20 protein-coding genes, 7 tRNA genes and 4 riboswitches are annotated in these 18,151 nt (G+C 37.2%); of the genes, 25 read left to right on the top strand and 2 right to left on the bottom strand.

Annotation, left to right across the window (positions count from 1 at the left end; translation table 11 throughout):
* Window positions 1-70: 70 nt before the first annotated feature.
* From AC1DMU_RS18830 to AC1DMU_RS18790, 9 genes are all read left to right on the top strand, one after another.
* Window positions 71-146 (top strand) — tRNA-Asp (locus AC1DMU_RS18830).
* 8 nt (window positions 147-154) lie between these two features.
* A tRNA-Phe gene (locus AC1DMU_RS18825) sits at window positions 155-230 on the top strand.
* Window positions 231-239: 9 nt separating this feature from the next.
* Window positions 240-312 (top strand) — tRNA-Thr (locus AC1DMU_RS18820).
* Between the two features lie 6 nt (window positions 313-318).
* Window positions 319-389, top strand: a tRNA-Trp gene (locus AC1DMU_RS18815).
* Between the two features lie 11 nt (window positions 390-400).
* Window positions 401-477: transfer RNA gene (locus AC1DMU_RS18810), tRNA-Ile, on the top strand.
* Between the two features lie 8 nt (window positions 478-485).
* A tRNA-Asn gene (locus AC1DMU_RS18805) sits at window positions 486-560 on the top strand.
* A gap of 1 nt (window position 561) precedes the next feature.
* Window positions 562-633: transfer RNA gene (locus AC1DMU_RS18800), tRNA-Glu, on the top strand.
* A 131-nt stretch (window positions 634-764) separates the two neighbouring features.
* Window positions 765-1,184: a CBS domain-containing protein gene (locus AC1DMU_RS18795; RefSeq protein ID WP_087985846.1), complete on the top strand. Its 420-nt coding sequence runs from the start codon at window positions 765-767 to the stop codon at window positions 1,182-1,184.
* A 294-nt stretch (window positions 1,185-1,478) separates the two neighbouring features.
* On the top strand, window positions 1,479-2,630 hold the full coding sequence (locus AC1DMU_RS18790) for a DUF3965 domain-containing protein (RefSeq protein ID WP_088061960.1): 1,152 nt from the start codon (window positions 1,479-1,481) through the stop codon (window positions 2,628-2,630).
* A 228-nt stretch (window positions 2,631-2,858) separates the two neighbouring features.
* Here AC1DMU_RS18790 and AC1DMU_RS18785 read toward each other — a convergent pair whose 3' ends face one another.
* Window positions 2,859-3,197 carry a hypothetical protein gene (locus AC1DMU_RS18785; RefSeq protein ID WP_088061961.1) on the bottom strand — a complete coding sequence of 113 codons (339 nt, stop codon included), beginning with the start codon at window positions 3,195-3,197 and terminating at the stop codon, window positions 2,859-2,861.
* A gap of 5 nt (window positions 3,198-3,202) precedes the next feature.
* Window positions 3,203-4,363, bottom strand: coding sequence for an SH3 domain-containing protein (locus tag AC1DMU_RS18780; protein ID WP_088061963.1), 1,161 nt, complete (start codon window positions 4,361-4,363; stop codon window positions 3,203-3,205).
* Between the two features lie 269 nt (window positions 4,364-4,632).
* A riboswitch (TPP riboswitch) is annotated at window positions 4,633-4,744 on the top strand.
* Window positions 4,745-4,804: 60 nt separating this feature from the next.
* Window positions 4,805-4,907: riboswitch (TPP riboswitch) on the top strand.
* Window positions 4,908-4,989: 82 nt separating this feature from the next.
* On the opposite strand from AC1DMU_RS18780, the gene tenA reads away from it, so the two are divergent.
* The 16 genes from tenA to kdpB all read left to right on the top strand — a co-directional run bounded on the left by tenA (window position 4,990) and on the right by kdpB (window position 18,149).
* On the top strand, window positions 4,990-5,685 hold the full coding sequence (gene tenA / locus AC1DMU_RS18775; protein ID WP_000666832.1) for a thiaminase II: 696 nt from the start codon (window positions 4,990-4,992) through the stop codon (window positions 5,683-5,685).
* Entirely contained in the window at window positions 5,654-6,403 is a 750-nt protein-coding gene (locus tag AC1DMU_RS18770) for an ABC transporter ATP-binding protein (RefSeq protein ID WP_088061965.1), read from the top strand. The genes tenA and AC1DMU_RS18770 overlap by 32 nt, the downstream gene beginning before the upstream one ends.
* Window positions 6,403-7,155, top strand: a complete 753-nt coding sequence (locus tag AC1DMU_RS18765) for an ABC transporter permease (protein ID WP_088062351.1) — start codon at window positions 6,403-6,405, stop codon at window positions 7,153-7,155. The genes AC1DMU_RS18770 and AC1DMU_RS18765 overlap by 1 nt, the downstream gene beginning before the upstream one ends.
* Window positions 7,152-8,153, top strand: a complete 1,002-nt coding sequence (locus AC1DMU_RS18760) for an ABC transporter substrate-binding protein (RefSeq protein ID WP_087985842.1) — start codon at window positions 7,152-7,154, stop codon at window positions 8,151-8,153. Before AC1DMU_RS18765 ends, AC1DMU_RS18760 begins: the two co-directional genes overlap by 4 nt.
* Window positions 8,154-8,163: 10 nt before the next feature.
* Window positions 8,164-8,784, top strand: coding sequence for a thiazole tautomerase TenI (gene tenI / locus AC1DMU_RS18755; RefSeq protein ID WP_088061970.1), 621 nt, complete (start codon window positions 8,164-8,166; stop codon window positions 8,782-8,784).
* Entirely contained in the window at window positions 8,777-9,886 is a 1,110-nt protein-coding gene (thiO, locus tag AC1DMU_RS18750; protein WP_088061972.1) for a glycine oxidase ThiO, read from the top strand. The genes tenI and thiO overlap by 8 nt, the downstream gene beginning before the upstream one ends.
* Window positions 9,887-9,901: 15 nt before the next feature.
* Window positions 9,902-10,105, top strand: a complete 204-nt coding sequence (gene thiS / locus AC1DMU_RS18745) for a sulfur carrier protein ThiS (protein WP_088061975.1) — start codon at window positions 9,902-9,904, stop codon at window positions 10,103-10,105.
* Between the two features lie 2 nt (window positions 10,106-10,107).
* Window positions 10,108-10,878 carry a thiazole synthase gene (gene thiG / locus AC1DMU_RS18740; RefSeq protein ID WP_000931990.1) on the top strand — a complete coding sequence of 257 codons (771 nt, stop codon included), beginning with the start codon at window positions 10,108-10,110 and terminating at the stop codon, window positions 10,876-10,878.
* Window positions 10,871-11,890: a thiazole biosynthesis adenylyltransferase ThiF gene (gene thiF, locus AC1DMU_RS18735; RefSeq protein WP_088061977.1), complete on the top strand. Its 1,020-nt coding sequence runs from the start codon at window positions 10,871-10,873 to the stop codon at window positions 11,888-11,890. Before thiG ends, thiF begins: the two co-directional genes overlap by 8 nt.
* Window positions 11,891-11,896: 6 nt before the next feature.
* The gene (thiD, locus tag AC1DMU_RS18730) at window positions 11,897-12,718 is read left to right on the top strand and encodes a bifunctional hydroxymethylpyrimidine kinase/phosphomethylpyrimidine kinase (protein ID WP_002006945.1); all 822 of its coding nucleotides are present in this window, start codon (window positions 11,897-11,899) and stop codon (window positions 12,716-12,718) included.
* A gap of 85 nt (window positions 12,719-12,803) precedes the next feature.
* A riboswitch (cyclic di-AMP (ydaO/yuaA leader) is annotated at window positions 12,804-12,951 on the top strand.
* A 93-nt stretch (window positions 12,952-13,044) separates the two neighbouring features.
* Complete coding sequence (locus tag AC1DMU_RS18725) at window positions 13,045-13,431, top strand: hypothetical protein (RefSeq protein ID WP_000424084.1); 387 nt, start codon at window positions 13,045-13,047, stop codon at window positions 13,429-13,431.
* Between the two features lie 14 nt (window positions 13,432-13,445).
* A complete protein-coding gene (locus AC1DMU_RS18720; protein WP_000866315.1) occupies window positions 13,446-13,676 on the top strand; it encodes a hypothetical protein in 231 nt (76 codons plus the stop codon).
* Between the two features lie 258 nt (window positions 13,677-13,934).
* Window positions 13,935-14,080, top strand: a riboswitch (cyclic di-AMP (ydaO/yuaA leader).
* A 96-nt stretch (window positions 14,081-14,176) separates the two neighbouring features.
* Window positions 14,177-14,281, top strand: coding sequence for a SipW-dependent-type signal peptide-containing protein (locus tag AC1DMU_RS18715; protein WP_088061979.1), 105 nt, complete (start codon window positions 14,177-14,179; stop codon window positions 14,279-14,281).
* Window positions 14,278-14,358: a K(+)-transporting ATPase subunit F gene (gene kdpF / locus AC1DMU_RS18710; RefSeq protein ID WP_000214976.1), complete on the top strand. Its 81-nt coding sequence runs from the start codon at window positions 14,278-14,280 to the stop codon at window positions 14,356-14,358. The genes AC1DMU_RS18715 and kdpF overlap by 4 nt, the downstream gene beginning before the upstream one ends.
* Before the next feature lie 19 nt (window positions 14,359-14,377).
* The gene (kdpA, locus tag AC1DMU_RS18705; RefSeq protein WP_088061982.1) at window positions 14,378-16,045 is read left to right on the top strand and encodes a potassium-transporting ATPase subunit KdpA; all 1,668 of its coding nucleotides are present in this window, start codon (window positions 14,378-14,380) and stop codon (window positions 16,043-16,045) included.
* Window positions 16,046-16,058: 13 nt separating this feature from the next.
* Window positions 16,059-18,149: a potassium-transporting ATPase subunit KdpB gene (gene kdpB, locus AC1DMU_RS18700; protein ID WP_215558994.1), complete on the top strand. Its 2,091-nt coding sequence runs from the start codon at window positions 16,059-16,061 to the stop codon at window positions 18,147-18,149.
* Window positions 18,150-18,151 lie beyond the last annotated feature (2 nt).

Genomic DNA, 18,151 nt, shown 5'->3' with positions numbered 1-18,151 from the left:
AGCAGCACGGTAGCTCGTCGGGCTCATAACCCGAAGGTCGCAGGTTCAAATCCTGTCCCCGCAACCAAATGGTCCCGTGGTGTAGTGGTTAACATGCCTGCCTGTCACGCAGGAGATCGCCGGTTCGACCCCGGTCGGGACCGCCATTTATGTTGGCTCGGTAGCTCAGTCGGTAGAGCAGAGGACTGAAAATCCTCGTGTCGGCGGTTCGATTCCGTCCCGAGCCACCATTTTTTTATGCCGACTTAGCTCAAYTGGTAGAGCAACTGACTTGTAATCAGTAGGTTGGGGGTTCAAGTCCTCTAGTCGGCATCCTTTAGGGGCATAGTTTAAAGGTAGAACTGAGGTCTCCAAAACCTCCAGTGTGGGTTCGATTCCTACTGCCCCTGTAAAAGTGTATGGGCCTATAGCTCAGCTGGTTAGAGCGCACGCCTGATAAGCGTGAGGTCGATGGTTCGAGTCCATTTAGGCCCACCATATATTATTCCGCAGTAGCTCAGTGGTAGAGCTATCGGCTGTTAACCGATCGGTCGTAGGTTCGAGTCCTACCTGCGGAGCCATGGCCCGTTGGTCAAGTGGTTAAGACACCGCCCTTTCACGGCGGTAACACGGGTTCGAATCCCGTACGGGTCATAAAAAAAAGAGTCAGCAATATGCTGACTCTTTTTTTATTTTGTGGAATCCTCCTTTATCAACTGATTTTCCTGAAATAAATAAAGGGATTTAGGAAAAGCTATGGTATGTATAAAAAGGAGGAGACAAAAATGACACGAGTGAGAGACTTTATGAGTACTGATGTTGTACATTGTACACCGCTAGACAATGTATATGAGGCTGCTGTAAAGATGAAAGAAGAATCGATTGGATTGATTCCGGTTGTTGAAAATGAGCAAGTTGTTGGTCTTGTTACGGATCGAGATTTAGTTGTTCGAGGGATTGCTGAGAAACATCCTGGATCTAATAAAATTACAAATGTAATGACAACAAACATTGTTTCAGTTTCTCCAGATGAACCTATTGAAAAGGCTACAGAGTTAATGGCACAGTATCAAATTAGACGATTGCCAGTAGTTGAGAGTGGTCAACTCGTTGGGATGTTAGCACTAGGAGATTTAGCTATAAAAGAATCGGCAGATGATCAAGCGGGATTTGCTTTAAGTGAAATATCAGAGCATACGGAATGAAGTGAGACTTTAATTAGTGGAATAAGTTACGTATAAAAATCAGATACATTATTCTAGTATATAGGGTTAAGCTAATATGTTAGCATGATGTATCTGAGCCATTATATAATAAGTATACAGTTAGTAATTTCAACAGTTTATTTAAATTTGTCATTCCTAATTTTAAATAAGAGAAAAAATGATATACTGATAGATATAAGTATTATGATAGATTTCGAATATAACAATATTTATTGTTAATGATGTAATAATGGATTAATATTTCCTATGTAGACAAAAGGGAAGGGGAATTATATGAGGGCTATACAGCGCGATCCAAATTGGAATTTGGTTACAGATACATATATAGAACCAAATAATTTCGCTGAATTATTTTCTTTACTTGTACCTTGTCATCCGAAAGGTGAAGGGAAAGAAAGAACTATATTAGTGTGGAAAGAAAAAGAATTTTATAAAGAAGAAAATTTAGCGGCATTTATCGTATATGGAATGGATAAAGCAAAAAATTTACCACAGTTTCATAAAGATGAAATTCCAACTTTATTACGTATTCTTCGTTTATGCCAAGAGATTGGCTGGTATGAAGAAGCAAATACTTTTATGGTAACTCAAGGCCTAGCTGAGTTTGTTCACACTTCATTGGAATATGAAACGTGGGATCTTTTGACACAAGCGGTTGCTTTAAACTATTTAATTATTAAATATCGTATTGGTGAATTAACTGATGAGGATGTAGCAATTTGGGATAGAGTTAAATTTAATGAGAAATGTATAACGGACTGTAAACATTTATTATCCCATAAAGAAGTATTAGAATTTACATTCTTTTATATGTGTAAGAGAGCTAAATCTCTATCAAAAGAGCAATTAAATAGTGATATGATGAGTCTAGCAATGTATTGTAATACTTTTGTATATGACTTATATACACATGACTTATTACGAAAATATCGTAAGTGTACAGACTTCCTATCATACTATGGACCTAGTCAAGCGGTGTTAGCTTGTCAAAGAGCTGTACTTTCTCAAATTTCAGATCGATTAGACCCACTCAAGACTACTCATGTAGATGATTATTTATATGTAATGAAAGATATGATGGAGCACATGACGATAGGAATAATGGATCGATATGATCATTTCATCGGAAAACTATTATCATATGTGCCATTTTTCGAAATGATTCAAGTTCCACAACATGCGTATTATTGTGAAGAATTATTGTATATTTGTAAGGGCATTGAATATAAAGAAGAAATATTACGCAATTATATATTTATACAATTACATGATTGTTTACCATCATTCTTTAAACTATTTCTTAAAAATAAGCGTTATGCAACAATTCATGATATTCTGTTCTATTGGTGTGATGATGAACAAAGAATGAGCTTAGAGAAAAAATATAATCTTAGCTTTATTTATGAAAAATATGCTTGCGGATAAAGAGCATTTTCTATATAAATTAAAAAGGATCTCAAGTTTATGTGAGATCCTTTTTTTATTAGTAAAGCAAGGAGAACGCAATTAAGACGAGAAATAACATTCCATAAAGGAGAAATTGTGCCGTATTACTTCCTTGTATACCAAAAAAAGTATTTATTTTTGTGTATAAATTCAATATATATTTTATCGGATTATCTTTGAAAGATCGGTACACAGTGTCTCCTCTTTCTAAGCTTCTTGTTCGTGTTTTTTGGTATTAGGGACATGAATGTATCTAGCTATGAATAATAAAACAGCCATAAAGAATACAGGAAATACGGTAGATAAATAAAAACCATTACTAATAATATTTGTTATTAGGGCACTTAATAGAAAGATGGCATTATATATATGAGCAATTTTTTGTTTTAGTTGTACTTGAAAGGATTCCATCATAATTTCTAAAGTAACAAAAGCAATGATAATAGATAAAAATACAGTGTTTGTATTGTAAATGATTAAACAACAGATTAAACCTAAAAAGGCGAAGTATTCAATTAAGAGAGGTATATTGATATTGCGTTGCATACAATTTACCTAACTAAATATGGCAGTGGGTTTACTGCATTTGTTTTTTCAAAATTCCATTCTCCATTGTGTAATTCAAAATGAAGATGTTGCCCGTATGAATGACCTGTGTTTCCCATATGACCTACTAATTGTCCAGCTTGTACTTGATCACCAGCTTGTACAGTGCGATCTTTCATGTGTGCATAGACTGTTGTATATAATTTCCCGTTTATTTGATGGGCGATGAACACAACATTGCCATAGCTAGCTGAATAATATGATTTCACAACTTTACCTGCAGCTGCCGCCTGGATTGAGACATTACCTTGAGCCGCAATATCTATACCATAATGCATTTGTTCCCAACGTATATCAAAGGTTGAGCTAATTCTTCCTTGAGTAGGGAATTTGAAAACTGCTGGAATGGAAGTAGGTTGAGCCGTTTGAGCTTGTGATTGCATTTGATTTTGCACCACATAATGTTTTGCCACGTATCCGTATCCTGTGCCAAAACGAATTTTATACCAAGTTCCTACAGTTTCCACTACTTGTATTTGTGTACCATTTTGTAATGAACCAAGTAGTGCACCACTTGTACTAGCGTTGCCACGTACATTAAGTTTAGGTGTTGCAACTGTGTATTTCGTATTAGTTTGAACTGTGATGCCTTTTACTAAAGGCTGTGAACCATTAGATACGAATGCTTTTTGTACGTAACCTGTTTTGCCATTATGTAAAATTTTATACCACTCGCCTTGTTCTTCTTGAATGGTAACGAATTTCCCATTTGGTAATACATCTAAAATTGAAGATTCTAAATTAGGTTCAGAACGAACGTTTAATGCATTGGCATTAACGATGTATTGATTATTAGATTGAAGTTTGTTTTTTAGTAGAATAGCATCTTTTTGTACGTAACCTACTTTATTATTAACAGATACTTTATACCAGCCATTAGTTGTTTCAAGTATGTTTACCTTCGTATTAAAGCGAATTGTATCAATTGATGAGCTATTTGCGTTATCTTTTGTATGTAAGGCTACTTGATCGACTTTGACATATCCAGTTTTCACATTAGATAATTGTTCAGCGTTGGCTGTTTGTACATTTGTTTCTCCCATAGAAGGAAGTAAAGAGGCAATTGCGACAGTAGTTGCTGTTAAAGCAGTAGCTTTCATATTCATATAATAGAGACCTCCTCTAGTTGTATAGTTGTAATTTTATTATAGTATAAAGATATAATATAGTGGGTGTATTCACATAAATGTAATATGAAATCAATATAAAAATAAATTTTTTGAGGATAATGATTCCTTTTTATCCAATTAATTAGGATAATAATTTCTAAGATAGAATATAAGTATTATATAGTTTTGTTATTTTGTTGACAATTGGGAAAATTAAAACAGTTGATGATGTCTTATTACGATGTTATACTGACAGTGTTAATTTCATAGTTTGCTAGGAGAGCTGGTGTTGCCAGCTGAGAGTAGGCCGTAAGCCTTTGATCCTTTTCATTACCTGATCTAGATTATGCTAGCGTAGGGAAGCAATTCGGACACTAATAATGAGTCCCCGTTTCTTTGCGTATAGAAACGGGGCTTTTTTGTTTGAAAATTTCATATTGAAACCACTAGGGGTGCTTGTTGTGCTGAGAGAGGAATAATCCTTAACCCTTACAGACCTGATCTAGGTAATACTAGCGAAGGGAAGTGGAACAACGAATAAATTATAATTTTATTTGCTGTAACCACTTCTTATTTAGAAGTGGTTTTTTATTTAGATATATAAATTGAAAGGGGATAGAGAAATGAAATTTTGCGATAGATTATTAGAAACTGTACAACCAGTTTGGGAGATGAGTCATAATCACCCGTTTGTAGTAGGTATGGGAGATGGCACGTTAGAAAAAGATAAGTTTCAGTATTATATTATTCAAGATTATTTATATTTGTTAGATTATGCAAAGCTATATGCGATTGGTGTTGTAAAAGCAACGAATCCACAAGTAATGGGGAAATTTGCTGAACAAATTGATGGCATATTAAATGGAGAAATGACGATCCATAAACAATATGCAAAAAGACTTGGTATTTCTATAGAGGAGATAGAATCTGCAAAACCATCTGCTAAAAATTTAGCCTATACAAATTACATGATGTCTGTATCTCAAAATGGCACACTTGCGGAATTAATAGCAGCACTTCTTCCATGTATGTGGAGTTACTGGGAAATTGGAAAGCGTTTAAACGATATTCCTGGAGCAAGAGATCATGAGTTCTTTGGTGAGTGGATTCAAGGATATAGTTCAGAAGAATACGGTAGCCTTTGTATTTGGTTAATAGATTTATTAAATGAAATGGCAGTTGGAAAGTCTGACAAAGAGTTAGATCGATTAGAGGAGATATTCCTATATTCCAGTCGATTTGAATATTTATTCTGGGATATGTCCTATCGTAAGGAGATGTGGGGATTTGAGGAGCAAGAACATACTACAGTTTCATAATGTTTCTTTTCATTATGATGAGAAAACAATCATCAATGAATTAAATGCTTCTATACAAGATAAAGAGTTTGTAAGTATTATCGGACCGAGTGGATGCGGGAAAAGTACTTTATTTCGCCTTATTACAGGTTTAGAAGAGGTGAGTACTGGACAGATAGAGCTGACAGAAACAAAGAGCCATCCTGTAGGCTATATGCCCCAAAAAGATATGCTCCTGCCATGGAGAACGATTATTGAGAATGCTGCCCTGCCGCTAGAGTGCCAAGGTGTACAGAAGAAAGAAGCGCAAATAAAGGCAAAGGAACTGTTACATAAATTTGGTTTACAAGGGTATGAGACAAAATATCCGAAAGATTTATCTGGTGGTATGAGGCAACGCGTATCTTTCATTCGAACTTTATTAACAGGCGGGGAGATATTGTTGTTAGATGAACCGTTTAGCGCGTTGGACGCTTTAACGAAGGCATCTTTGCAAGAATGGCTGTTTGAACAATGGAAAGAGTGGGAAAAAACAATTTTATTTATCACTCATGATGTGGAAGAAGCGTTGTTTCTTTCTAATCGAATTTTAGTAGTAGAGCAGCAACCGATAACTACTTTAACCGAGAGGGTTGTACCACTTGATCGTAATCGAACAAGAAAAGATTTATATAAGCCTGAAGTGTTAGCGCTTAAAGATGAGCTTCTTAGTATGTTACAAAGGCAGGTACTCGTATGATGAACCGGTTGAAGGAGCTATTACCTGCCCTTACACTTACTAGTATTTTACTTGCCTTTTGGGAAGTAGGCGCAAGAATCGTAGACGAAATGTACATTTTACCGTCACCGTCTGCAATTGTGATGAAGATCTGGAAACTAAAAGATATATTATTTACGGTTCATTTGCCGGCAACCTTATCCGTCGTTTTAATAGGGGTGGCTATTTCTATCGTACTTGGGGTAGGACTAGCGATGTTAATGAATGCGAGTAATTGGATGGAGAGGGCATTTTATCCACTATTAGTTGCCTCACAAACGATTCCGATTACAGCGCTTGCTCCGCTCTTCGTTTTATGGTTTGGATATACGATCTGGAGTAAGGTCGTTGTTACGGTTTTAATTACGTTTTTCCCAATTGCGGTCAATACGTATGATGGACTACGCAGTACGAAAAAAGAATGGGAGGAGCTATTAGTTACGTATGGGGCAACGAAAAAAGATGTTTTTCTTAAATTAAAATTGCCGTCTGCTCTTCCTTATTTTTTCTCAGCTTTAAAAATTGCAGTTCCGCTTAGTGTAATTGGGGCAGCAATTGGTGAATGGCTCGGTGCACAAGCTGGGCTAGGGTATTTCAGTAAAAGAATGATGACGCAGTTAGACGGCGCAGGTGTATTTGCACCCATTGTATTGTTATCATTATTAGCTATTTTCTTCGTCATACTTATTTCGATTTTAGAAAAGAAATTTATTAGTTGGAGGAAGTATTCATGAAATTTTTAAAACGCATCTTTGTGTTTACATTATTAGTTGCAATGATTGCTGGATGTTCTAGTAATTCAGCGTCAGATAAGGGGAAAAAGGAAAAAGAAATAACGGTCATGCTTGATTGGTACCCAAATGCGGTACATAGCTTTATTTATGCGGCGATTGAAAAAGGCTACTTTAAAGAAGAAGGAGTAAAGGTGAATATTAAATTCCCTTCCAATCCGACTGATCCATTAACTTTAGCAGCTGCAGGAAAAGTAACGGTTGGCTTATATTATCAGCCAGATGTTGTCATGGCAAAAGCAAATGAACAAATTCCAGTGAAATCAATTGGAGCTGTCGTACGTTCACCATTAAATCATGTTGTATCGCTGAAATCAGCAGGCATTCAATCGCCAAAAGATTTAGAGGGGAAAACAGTTGGCTATTCTGGAACACCTTTAAGTGAGATGTATTTAAAAACGATGGTAAAAGAAGCTGGTGGTAATCCAGATACAGTAAAAGTAGTCGATGTTGGCTTTGATTTAGTACCGGCATTAATTACGAAAAAAGTGGATGCGGTAACAGGGGCATACATTAACCATGAAGTACCTGTTATGCGTCATGAAGGTCATGAACCAGCGTACTTTAACCCAGCAGATTACGGTGTACCGAATTACCATGAGCTTGTATTTGTAACAGGTGATAAAACGTTGAAAAAAGATAAAGAAGCGTTACAAGCTTTCTTACGTGGTACGAAAAAAGGCTATGATTTCATGAAGAAAAATCCAGATGAAGCATTAAATATTTTATTAAACCATCAAGAAAAAGAAAACTTCCCGCTTGTACCAGAAGTTGAAAAAGAGAGCATGAAAATTTTATTAGAGAAGATGGAAACGAAAGATGAGCCATTCTTATCGGATTCAAAAGAGTCATGGGAGAAACAAAATAAATGGCTGAAAGATAAAGGAATGACGAAAGAAATCGTTCCGGCTGAGGAATTATTCGAAAACATTTTAAAGTAGGCGAATGAATATGAAAAATGAGCTTCATGTAATCTCAAATGGTCACATGTCATTCGAAGAGTTAGTGAATGTAGCGATGCAAATTGAGAGTGAGATTGATTATTTGCATATTCGTGAGCGTGAGAAAAGTACGAAGGATTTGTATGAAGGTGTGGAAAGTCTTTTGAAGAAAGGCTTTCCAGCATCGAAGATAGTAATAAATGATCGAATTGATATTGCTATTTTATTAAACATTCCGCGCGTGCAGCTCGGATATCGAAGCGCAAATGTAAGGTCAGTGAAAGAAAAGTTTTCTTATTTGCATGTCGGCTATTCTGTACATTCTTTAGAAGAGGCGATCGATGCATTTAAGAATGGAGCGGATTCACTCGTCTATGGTCATGTATTTCCGACAGATTGTAAAAAAGGTGTACCAGCGAGAGGGCTTGAAGAGCTTTCAGACATTGCAAAGTGTTTATCCATACCGATTACAGCAATTGGAGGAATCACCACGGAAAACACTAGGGATGTTCTTGCTAACGGTGTCAGTGGTATTGCTGTTATGTCTGGGATTATAAGTAGTAGTAACCCGTATAGCAAAGCGAAATCTTATAAGGAATCAATAAGAAAGTGGGCGGAAAAACATGTGTAAGAAGTATGATGTAGCAATAATTGGCGGTGGTGTAATTGGTAGTTCAGTTGCACACTTTCTAGCAGAAAGAGGGCATAAAGTAGCGATTATAGAGAAGCAAAGAATCGCATCTGAAGCTTCGAAAGCAGCTGCTGGTTTACTCGGGGTTCAGGCAGAATGGGATGCATATGACCCGTTATTTGAACTTGCTAGAGAAAGCCGTGCTATATTTCCACAACTTGCAGCAGTTTTACGTGAAAAAACAGGCATCGATATTGGGTATGAAGAGAAAGGCATTTATCGCATTGCCCAAAATGAAGATGAGAAGGAAAGAATTCTTCACATTATGGATTGGCAGCAGAAAACAGGTGAAGATTCTTATTTTCTAACGGGAGACCTTTTACGAGAGAAAGAGCCGTTTCTATCGGAGTCAATTATAGGTGCTGTATATTATCCAAAAGACGGTCATGTTATTGCACCGGAGCTTACGAAAGCATTCGCACATTCCGCATCAATTTCGGGTGCTGATATATATGAACAGACAGAAGTGTTTGATATTCGTATTGAAAATAATAAAGTGACTGGGATTGTTACAAGCGAAGGTATTATCGCGTGCGAGAAGATTGTGATTGCGGGCGGTTCATGGAGCACGAAGTTACTAGGTTATTTTCACCGCGAATGGGGTACATATCCAGTTAAAGGAGAAGTAGTAGCGGTAAGAAGTAGAAAACCACTTTTAAAGGCGCCTATTTTCCAAGAAAGATTTTACATTGCCCCAAAGCGTGGTGGACGTTACGTAATTGGAGCAACGATGAAGCCTCATACGTTTAATAAAACAGTGCAACCAGAAAGTATTACTTCTATATTAGAGCGTGCTTATACAATATTGCCAGCTTTAAAAGAAGCAGAGTGGGAAAGCACATGGGCAGGATTAAGGCCACAATCAAATCACGAAGCTCCTTATATGGGAGAGCATGAAGAAATAAAAGGTCTATATGCTTGTACTGGACATTATCGAAATGGCATTTTATTAAGCCCGGTTTCTGGTCAGTATATAGCTGATTTAATAGAAGGAAAGCAGGAGAATCACTTGCTAGATTCATTGCTTTCTAAACCGGTTTAGAAAGGGGATGGAAGTTTGAATTTAAAAATTAATGGTAATCAAATAAAAGTGCCAGAGAGTGTAAAAACAGTAGCTGAGCTACTTACACATTTAGAATTAGATAACAGAATTGTAGTAGTAGAGCGTAATAAAGATATTTTACAAAAAGATGATCATGCAGATACATCTGTTTTTGATGGAGACCAAATTGAGATTGTAACTTTCGTAGGAGGCGGTTGATTATGTTAAACATTGGACCATTTTCATTTCATTCTAGACTTTTATTAGGAACAGGAAAATTCCCTGATTTTGATGTACAGCAAAAGGCAATCGATGTATCTGAGGCTGAGGTTTTAACGTTCGCAGTACGTCGTATGGATATATTTGATGCAAAGCAGCCTAATTTATTAGAGAAACTTGATGTGAAAAAATATAAGTTATTACCGAATACAGCTGGAGCAAAAAATGCTGAAGAAGCTGTTCGTATTGCAAAACTAGCAAAAGCTTCGGGGCTTTGCGATATGATTAAAGTGGAAGTTATTGGTGATGATAGAACGTTATTACCTGATCCAGTAGAAACGTTAAAGGCATCTGAAATGTTACTAGAAGAAGGATTTATCGTTCTTCCGTATACATCTGATGATGTTGTATTAGCACGTAAATTACAAGAACTAGGTGTGCATGCAATTATGCCAGGAGCATCACCAATCGGTTCAGGACTTGGTATTGTAAATCCGTTAAATTTAAGTTTCATTATTGAACAAGCGACAGTGCCAGTTATCGTTGACGCTGGTATTGGTAGCCCGGCTGATGCGGCATTTGCGATGGAATTAGGAGCGGATGGTGTGTTATTAAATACTGCTGTATCGGGAGCAAAAGATCCAATAAAAATGGCACAAGCAATGAAATTAAGTATTGAAGCAGGACGATTAGGATTTGAAGCAGGTCGTATTGCACGTAAACGTTGTGCAACAGCAAGCAGTCCTTTAGAAGGAATGAGCGTAGTTGAATAATCGATATTCTCGCCAAGAATTATTTTCTCCAATTGGAGAAGAGGGGCAACGAAAGATAAGAGAAAAGCATGTACTCATTATCGGTGCAGGTGCATTAGGTAGTGCAAATGCAGAGATGTTTGTAAGAGCAGGTGTTGGCACAGTAACGATTGTTGACCGAGATTATGTCGATTGGAGTAATTTACAAAGGCAACAATTGTACGCAGAGAGTGATGTGGAAAATAATCTTCCAAAGGCTGTAGCGGCAAAAAAACGTCTAGCAGAGATCAATCGTGAAGTAAGAGTAGAGGCTCTCGTTCAAGATGTAACAGCTGAGGAATTAGAAGAACTCGTTACAAAGGTTGACGTAATTATTGATGCAACTGATAATTTCGAAACGCGTTTTATTGTGAATGATATAGCGCAAAAACATTCCATTCCATGGGTTTACGGAGCATGTGTAGGGAGTTACGGCCTTTCTTACACAATTCTTCCTAGTAAAACGCCATGTTTATCTTGTTTATTACAATCGATTCCGCTGGGCGGGGCGACATGTGATACAGCGGGCATTATATCACCTGCTGTATCTCTCGTCGTTTCTCATCAAGTAACGGAAGCTCTTAAATTGTTAGTGGAAGATTATGAATCACTTCGAGATGGACTTGTGTCGTTTGATGTGTGGAAGAATGAATATTCATGTATGAATGTGCAAAAGCTTCGTAAGCATAATTGTCCTTCGTGCGGAGAGAATGCGATATACCCGTATTTAAATAAAGAAAACACATCGAAAACAGCAGTTTTATGCGGGAGAAATACAGTTCAAATTAGACCACCTCATAAAGAGGAAATGGATTTTGAACGATACAAAGAGCTGCTGAATGATCGTGTGCATGATTTAAATGTAAATCCATATTTATTATCATTTTCTGTGGAAGAAAAGAGATTAGTTGCTTTTAAAGATGGTCGTGTACTTGTACATGGAACGAAAGATATAAGCGAAGCAAAAACAATTTATCATCGCTATTTTGGATAGAAAAGGATGAGTGGGATGAAAGTAAATAAAGCTTTAACAATTGCAGGATCTGATAGTGGCGGCGGTGCCGGCATTCAAGCAGATTTAAAAACATTCCAAGAGCTTGGTGTGTATGGGATGACGGCTATTACGGCAATTACTGCTCAAAACACGCTTGGCGTTCAAGGGGTATATCCAGTTTCGTTAGAAGGTATTACGGAACAGTTGAATTCAATTGGTACGGATTTAACACCAGATGCTGTGAAACTAGGAATGTTATTTAGCAGTGAAATTATTCAAATTGTAGCAGAACATATTAATAAATTTGGCTGGAATAATATTGTACTAGATCCTGTTATGATTGCTAAGGGCGGTGCATCATTATTACAACAAGAAGCAGTACAAGCATTAAAAGAATATTTATTACCAGTAGCAACGGTTGTAACACCGAACGTACCTGAAGCAGAAGTGTTAACTGGAATGGAGATTCATAATATTGAAGATAGTAAGGAAGCTGCGAAAGTACTGCATGAATTGGGTGCAAAATATGTGCTTATGAAGGGCGGACATGCAGAGTATCAAGGTAATGAAGTAGTTGATTTACTCTTTAATGGTGAGCAGTTTATCGAATTTAAAAGTGAAAGAATTCCTTCAAAGCAAACGCATGGAAGCGGGTGTACATTTGCTTCAGCGGTTACAGCAGGGCTTGCTAAAGGATACTCAATTGAAGAGGCAGTTCAAGAAGCAAAACAATTTATTAGTATAGCAATTGAAGAGCCGCTGCATATTGGAAGTGGTCATGGACCGACGAATCATTTTGCATATAAAGTGAATAAAACGCGTGTATAAGTAAGTGGAAAGTCAGTTTTGTAACTGGCTTTTTTTCTGTTTACTTTTTCCAACTACAGGAGTAATATATCAGCCAGAATATATTTTTTGTAATACGCTGAGTCCAATTATATGGAGCGGAGGAACCAATTTGTGCAGTGTCACTAGGGGTGAATCTTTCAATTTTGAAAGTAGGGCTACTCTCAAAGTCCGAATCCGACAGCTAACTTCGTAAGCGTCTTGAGAGAGGACGGTGCCATGATGGATACATCACTTCATCGATCTGATTAGTATAGGGGAATATCAATCTATGTTTGAGTTCTTTTATGCTAAGGAGGATGAGGTATATGGAATTAACACTTATTTGTGTTGGGGAAGAAAGCAAGGTAAATAGTTTAAGAGATTTAGTAGCATTTCAACATGAGTTAATTATTTTTACAGCAAATGAAGAGATAGCTGCTGAAGTTAGGAATTGTGGGTTTGATTGGACTTATAGCTGTAGTAAGGCACAAGATTTTACTAGTATTTGTGAGTGTATTAAGAAGGTGATTTTACTAGGGGATGAGCTTCCAATCATTAGTTTCTTCACAGAACACATTCGCTTTTCTTTTCAAGCACCTATTACTGTTGTTACAAAGAATAAACGATATCCAACGAGGCTCTATGAAACAATTGGAGCTACATTTGTCGTGTTTACGAATTGTGATAATATTTCTTTTTTATTTTTTGAATAGGGCGGGGGAAAAAGATGAAGGTGTTGTTACTAGGAGATATAGCGAATCGTTGGGCGGTATCAGTAGAACGAGTTCAAGAATTGGTGGTGCTTGATCCCATTTTTCCGAGGCCCTATATCATATTGCCATCGAAAGATGCTTTATATTTAAAAACAGATGTTATCGAATATGAGCAGCTACATGCAGAATTGTCACAAGTTTATATTCGTGGGAGAAATTTGCGCGCGTTTTTGCGTGGAGAATAAATAGTGAAAAAAAGAGCGAATGCTAAGTGCAACAAGCTATGCACTTCATGTCATTCGCTCTTTTTGTTTCGTATTTAAAAGATCATTTCTGTGAAAAAGAAAGAAAAGACGAGAAAACAGATGAAATAATATTAATAACACTCAATGTAAGCGTTTAAATAGATGGATATTTTCTTATTTTAAGTAATTTGACTCTTTACAAGTTAAATATAGAGGAGTATATTTACTCTCATAAATCATTCATAAAATTTCCAAAAAAACCTAAAATCGCTGAGTTCCAGAAATGGAGCGGGGGAACCAATTTTGTGCATCGTCACTTGGGGTGAATCTTTCAGTTTTGAAAGTAGGGCTACTCTTTAGGCCCGAATCCGACAGCTAACCTCGTAAGCGTTTAGAGAGGAGGTTTACTTTGTGTTGTTCATTTCGAACACTAAGTAGAGCTTAGTGTTCTTTTTTTAATAATTTAATGGTAAATTTTTACAGTAGGGAGAGGGGTAGCTATGTTAGATGTTGTAATGATCGGGATTTTTGTTGTGTTAGTCGCATCGATGGTAAGTCTTGCAAGTTGGTCAGATAAAGTTGTGAAAGAAGGGGAGCAATCATGACGGTTGCCTTATCGGTTATTGTTGCAGCAATTACTGTGTACTTAGTGTATGCATTATTAAATCCAGAAAAGTTTTAATTAGGGGGAATCATTCATTATGATTTGGGTCGCAGTTGTTATTACAATGCTGTTGTTTATTCTTGTGGCAAAGCCAATGGGGATTTATTTAGAGAAAGCCTTTCAAGGTAGTAAAAAGTTAGATAAAGTATTCGGGCCTTTTGAAAAACTTATTTTTAAAATTACGGGTGTAAAAGAATACAATCAAACGTGGAAACAGTACGCATTGTCATTAGTTTTATTAAATGGATTTATGATTGTTGTCGTATATTTCATTTTCAGACTACAAGGAGTATTGCCATTAAATCCAGCGCATATTGAAGGGATGGAGCCTACGCTTGCTTTTAATACAGCAATTAGTTTTATGGCTGATACAAACTTACAGCATTATAGCGGTGAAAATGGTTTATCTTATTTATCACAATTAATCGGAATTACATTTTTAATGTTTGCAGCACCAGCAACGACTTTAGCACTTGTAATGGCGTTTATAAGAGGGCTTGCTGGGAAGGAACTCGGTAACTTTTTCGTTGATTTTACGAGAGCTTTAACGAGAGTATTTCTTCCTATTGCGTTTGTTGCAGCGCTAATCTTTGTCGCACTTGGTGTACCACAAACGTTAGACGGGGCAGTTACAGCACAAACAATTGATGGGGCAAAGCAAAGTATATTACGTGGGCCTGTTGCATCATTCGTGTCCATTAAGGAACTCGGAAATAACGGCGGTGGATTTTTCGGAGCAAACTCTACACATCCTTTCGAAAATCCAGGGCAAATGAGTAATATTTTACAAATGATGCTTATGATGTTATTGCCAACAGCACTTCCATTTACGTACGGACGAATGGTAGGAAATAAAAAACAAGGTCGTATCCTTTTCGTATCACTATTCATGGTGTTTTTACTAGGATTTATAACGATTACTACATCTGAATTACATGGGAATCCAGCGTTAAATGGAATGGGCATCGAACATGTACAAGGGAGTACAGAAGGAAAAGAAGTACGATTTGGAACAGTATTTTCTTCCCTATACGCAACAGTGACGACAGCTGCTGAAACAGGAGCCGTTAATACGATGCATGATACGTTAACACCAATTGGCGGGTTAGTACCACTCGTAAATATGATGTTAAACACAGTGTACGGCGGCGTTGGGGCAGGTTTTGTGAACATTATTATGTATGCGATTATCGCAGTCTTTATATCTGGATTGATGGTTGGACGGACACCAGAGTTTTTAGGTAAGAAAATTGAAGGTAAGGAAATGAAATTAATTGCGGTAACGATACTATTTCATCCACTGCTTATTTTAGGGTTTTCAGCATTAGCTCTTTCAACAAGTTTAGGAACGGATGCCATTTCTCATTCTGGTTTCCATGGTTTAACGCAAGTGGTATATGAATACACATCGTCAGCTGCGAATAACGGATCTGGATTTGAAGGGTTAGCGGATAATACACCGTTTTGGAATATTACAACTGGCTTAGTTATGTTTTTAGGGCGCTATTTCAGTTTAATTACGATGCTAGCTGTTGCAGCTTCATTGAAAGAAAAGACGGTAGTACCAGAAACAGTCGGAACGTTCCGTACGGATAATAGTTTATTTGGCGGCATTTTCATCGGAACAATTGTAATTGTCGGTGCATTAACATTCTTCCCGATGTTAGTACTCGGCCCAATTGCAGAATTTCTTACATTGAAGTAATGGAGGGTAAATGATGAGACCGGTAGTAGTAAAAGAAAAGAGAGTAAATGAGTCACAAATACATGCTGTAGAAGATGAAGTTAGACAAGCGAAAACGATGGATCGTGATATCGTGAAACATGCGATGAAACAATCCTTTGCGAAATTGAATCCGAAAGTCATGATAAAGAATTCGATTATGTTTGTTGTAGAAATTGGATTTATCATTACGTTCATTTTATCGTTTCTTCCAAGTCGTTCTAGTAGTGTACCAGGATGGTTTAATATAACAGTTTCTCTCATTCTATTATTTACAGTTTTATTTGCTAACTTTGCAGAAGCGTTAGCGGAAGGACGGGGGAAAGCTCAAGCCGATTCTTTAAAACAGTCGAAGAAAGATGTGTTTGCAAATGTTGTAAAAGAAAATGGAGACATTGTTCAAGTTTCAGCAACTGATCTAAGAAAAGATGATGTTGTTATTGTAAAACAAGGAGAAATGATTCCGAGTGATGGGGAAGTAATTAAAGGATTAGCGTCTGTTGATGAATCTGCGATTACAGGGGAATCAGCTCCTGTAATAAAAGAAGCGGGCGGCGATTTTTGTTCCGTAACAGGCGGGACGATGGTCGTCAGTGATGAGATTACAATTGTCATTACGAGTAATCCTGGTGAATCATTTATTGATAAAATGATTTCGTTAGTAGAAGGAGCTGCTCGTCAAAAAACGCCGAATGAGATTGCTTTAAATACAGTATTAACGAGTTTAACGCTTATTTTCTTAATCGTTGTTGTGACGTTGCCGATTTTTACAAACTATTTAGGGTTTCAAATTGATACAGCTGTACTTGTAGCGTTGTTAGTTTGTTTAATTCCAACGACAATTGGTGGTTTATTATCAGCAATTGGTATTGCCGGGATGGATCGCGTGACAAAGTTCAATGTGTTAGCGATGTCGGGTAAAGCAGTAGAAGCTGCGGGTGATATTAATACAATCATTTTAGATAAAACAGGTACGATTACTTTCGGGAACCGAATGGCTCATACATTGCTTCCTGTAGGAAATGAAACGATTGAGCAAGTAGGAAAATGGGCTGCGATTAGTTCAGTTTTAGATGAAACACCAGAAGGTCGATCGGTTATAGAATATGTAAAAATGAAATCTATATCATATAATCGAGAAATTGCAGAACAAGGTGAGTTTGTTCCGTTTAAAGCAGAAACGAGAATGAGTGGTGTCGATTTACAGGACGGAACGAAAGTGAGAAAAGGTGCTGTAGGTAGCGTAATTGAATGGGTTAGGTCACAAGGTGGAACGATTCCGAAAGATGTAAATCAAAAAGCAGATTCCATTTCCAAAGAGGGCGGGACACCACTTGTAGTTGCAGTGGATAATCGTATTTACGGTTTAATTTATTTAAAGGATACAGTAAAGCCAGGTATGCGTGAGCGTTTTGAGCAATTGCGTCAAATGGGGATTAAAACGGTTATGTGTACAGGTGATAACCCGTTAACAGCAGCAACGATTGCAAAAGAAGCAGGGGTAGATGAGTTTGTTGCTGAGTGTAAGCCAGAAGATAAAATTGCGGTTATTAAAGCAGAGCAAGATAAAGGGAAACTTGTAGCGATGACGGGTGATGGTACAAATGATGCGCCGGCATTAGCGCAGGCTGACGTTGGATTAGCGATGAATAGTGGTACGACAGCTGCGAAAGAAGCAGCGAATATGATTGATTTAGATTCGAACCCGACAAAAATTATTGAGGTTGTAGGGATTGGTAAGCAATTGTTAATGACGCGTGGTGCGTTAACGACGTTTAGTATTGCGAATGATATCGCAAAATATTTTGCAATCATTCCAGCAATGTTTACACTTGCGATTCCGCAAATGGAAGCATTAAACATTATGAAACTAACATCACCACTGTCAGCGATTTTATCAGCATTAATATTTAATGCAGTTATTATTCCATTACTCATTCCGTTAGCGATGAAAGGTATCGCATATAAACCGATGAGTTCGAATGCACTACTTAGCCGAAACCTACTTATTTATGGACTTGGCGGGGTTATTGTACCGTTCATTGGAATTAAAGTAATTGATATAATTGTCGGCTTGTTCATATAAGG

It is taken from the genome of Bacillus sp. 01N45 (assembly GCF_056399205.1).
The sequence above is the reverse complement of the archived record's forward strand: the minus strand, read 5'-3'. Positions and strand labels throughout refer to the sequence as shown.

What these genes read in the sequence shown, in the direction of transcription:
- kdpF (WP_000214976.1), top strand. Translation starts at nt 14,278, where the DNA reads ATGACGGTTGCCTTATCGGTTATTGTTGCAGCAATTACTGTGTACTTA.
- kdpB (WP_215558994.1), top strand. Translation starts at nt 16,059, where the DNA reads ATGAGACCGGTAGTAGTAAAAGAAAAGAGAGTAAATGAGTCACAAATA.
- AC1DMU_RS18760 (WP_087985842.1), top strand. Translation starts at nt 7,152, where the DNA reads ATGAAATTTTTAAAACGCATCTTTGTGTTTACATTATTAGTTGCAATG.
- thiD (WP_002006945.1), top strand. Translation starts at nt 11,897, where the DNA reads ATGAGTGGGATGAAAGTAAATAAAGCTTTAACAATTGCAGGATCTGAT.
- AC1DMU_RS18765 (WP_088062351.1), top strand. Translation starts at nt 6,403, where the DNA reads ATGAACCGGTTGAAGGAGCTATTACCTGCCCTTACACTTACTAGTATT.
- tenA (WP_000666832.1), top strand. Translation starts at nt 4,990, where the DNA reads ATGAAATTTTGCGATAGATTATTAGAAACTGTACAACCAGTTTGGGAG.
- thiO (WP_088061972.1), top strand. Translation starts at nt 8,777, where the DNA reads ATGTGTAAGAAGTATGATGTAGCAATAATTGGCGGTGGTGTAATTGGT.
- thiG (WP_000931990.1), top strand. Translation starts at nt 10,108, where the DNA reads ATGTTAAACATTGGACCATTTTCATTTCATTCTAGACTTTTATTAGGA.
- AC1DMU_RS18795 (WP_087985846.1), top strand. Translation starts at nt 765, where the DNA reads ATGACACGAGTGAGAGACTTTATGAGTACTGATGTTGTACATTGTACA.
- AC1DMU_RS18715 (WP_088061979.1), top strand. Translation starts at nt 14,177, where the DNA reads ATGTTAGATGTTGTAATGATCGGGATTTTTGTTGTGTTAGTCGCATCG.
- AC1DMU_RS18790 (WP_088061960.1), top strand. Translation starts at nt 1,479, where the DNA reads ATGAGGGCTATACAGCGCGATCCAAATTGGAATTTGGTTACAGATACA.
- kdpA (WP_088061982.1), top strand. Translation starts at nt 14,378, where the DNA reads ATGATTTGGGTCGCAGTTGTTATTACAATGCTGTTGTTTATTCTTGTG.
- AC1DMU_RS18725 (WP_000424084.1), top strand. Translation starts at nt 13,045, where the DNA reads ATGGAATTAACACTTATTTGTGTTGGGGAAGAAAGCAAGGTAAATAGT.
- AC1DMU_RS18780 (WP_088061963.1), bottom strand. Translation starts at nt 4,363, where the DNA reads ATGAATATGAAAGCTACTGCTTTAACAGCAACTACTGTCGCAATTGCC.
- AC1DMU_RS18785 (WP_088061961.1), bottom strand. Translation starts at nt 3,197, where the DNA reads ATGCAACGCAATATCAATATACCTCTCTTAATTGAATACTTCGCCTTT.
- tenI (WP_088061970.1), top strand. Translation starts at nt 8,164, where the DNA reads ATGAAAAATGAGCTTCATGTAATCTCAAATGGTCACATGTCATTCGAA.
- AC1DMU_RS18720 (WP_000866315.1), top strand. Translation starts at nt 13,446, where the DNA reads ATGAAGGTGTTGTTACTAGGAGATATAGCGAATCGTTGGGCGGTATCA.